The organism is Bifidobacterium sp. UBA6881, assembly GCA_002451435.1.
Taxonomy (GTDB): Bacteria; Actinomycetota; Actinomycetes; order Actinomycetales; family Bifidobacteriaceae; genus Bifidobacterium.
This window is the reverse complement of sequence record DKCF01000110.1, coordinates 23,482-24,989: the sequence shown is the minus strand read 5'-3', so window position 1 is coordinate 24,989 and position 1,508 is coordinate 23,482. Positions and strand designations below refer to the sequence as shown.

The window sequence follows — 1,508 nt, the reverse complement described above, 5'->3', positions numbered from 1 at the left end:
AGTGTCAGTCCTGCCCCGTCAAAGTGAGGAAGATCAGCACGACGTTCAACGCGACGATCAATGCCGTGACCGCGATGTTGATCACATGCTTGGCCGTACCGTCGACGTATTCGCCCATCAGTTCGCGGTCATGCGTGTAGCGCATCAACGGAATGATCGCGAACGGAATGCCGATCGACAGAATCACCTGTCCGATGATCAACGCCTCGGTCGGGTTCTTCGCGAACCACAGCACCACCAGCGCCGGAACCAGCGTGACGATGCGGCACGCCCACATCGGAGCCTTGATATGCAACAGACCATGCATGATCTCCGAACCGGCATATGTGCCGACCGACGTGGAGCTCAGACTGGACGCCAGCAGTCCGATGGAGAAGATCGTGCCGATCACCGGACCAAGTGCGGCCGCGATGGCATGCTGCGCGCCCTCGATCGAATCGGTGCCGGTCACGCCGTACAGCGAATTCGCGGCGAGGATCAGCAACGCCAGATTCACCGTGCCGGCCAGCAGCAACGCCCACGCCACATCGATTTTGCTGCCATGCAGCAACGTTTTGATGTCAGGCTTCTTCTGCCCGGCGGCGTAATGGTCGTTGACCAGCGTGGAATGCAGGTAGATGGCGTGCGGCATCACCGTCGCGCCCAGCATCGACGCGGCCATCAACACCGTCGCCGTGCCCTTGAAACGCGGAATCAGACCGGAAGCAACCTGCACCGGATTCGGCGGATCGATGAACAGGCCCGCGATGAAGCCGAACGTGATCACCAGCAGCAACGCGATGATCATCTTCTCGAACAGACGGTGGGTCGGCCCCTTCTGGAAGATCAGCAGCACCGTGGACACCGCGCCGATGACGCAGCCGCCGACGAACAGCGGCAGGCCGAACAGCAGCTTCAGCGCGATCGCGCCGCCGATCACCTCGGCCAGATCGGTGGCGATGGCGATCACCTCCGCCTGCATGAAGAACATGTACCGGCCGGCGTCCCCCAAACGCTCGCCCAGAATCTCCGGAAGACTACGCCCCGTCACGATGCCCAGCTTGGCGGACTGGTACTGGATGAGCACGCTCATGCAGTTCGCCAGCACCAGCACCCACACCAGCAGGTATCCGTAGGTGGCGCCCGAAGTGATGTTCGCCGCCACGTTGCCCGGATCGACATATGCCACGGCGGCGACGAACGCCGGGCCGAGGATGCCAGCGAGCGCGTGGCCGTGGTGCTGGTGGCCCTTTGCCTGCGGCTGTTGCTGCTGCTGCGCCCGCGGTTGCCGCTGCGTTTGCCGCGTCTGCGCCTGCTGTGGTTGCGATTGCCGTGGCTGTGCTGCGGCGCCCTTCGTCTCCGCCGCAGCGACGTTATCGGTTGTCTTGTTTTGACTCAATGAGAATCACCCCGGCAAAGTTATAGCGCCGCTTTGTAAATTCCGCCATACCTCGTATTGAATTCTTCCGGAATATAGTCAAAAAGAATGTGGAGGCCGCGCGGCAATAGTCGCATGACGGCCATGAACG

At 61.7% G+C, this 1,508-nt stretch carries 1 protein-coding gene; it reads right to left on the bottom strand.

Features of this window, described 5'->3' with window-relative positions; all coding sequences use genetic code 11:
• Nucleotides 1-4: 4 nt before the first annotated feature.
• Entirely contained in the window at nucleotides 5-1,378 is a 1,374-nt protein-coding gene (locus B3C64_RS08475) for an Nramp family divalent metal transporter (protein WP_291535042.1), read from the bottom strand.
• Nucleotides 1,379-1,508 lie beyond the last annotated feature (130 nt).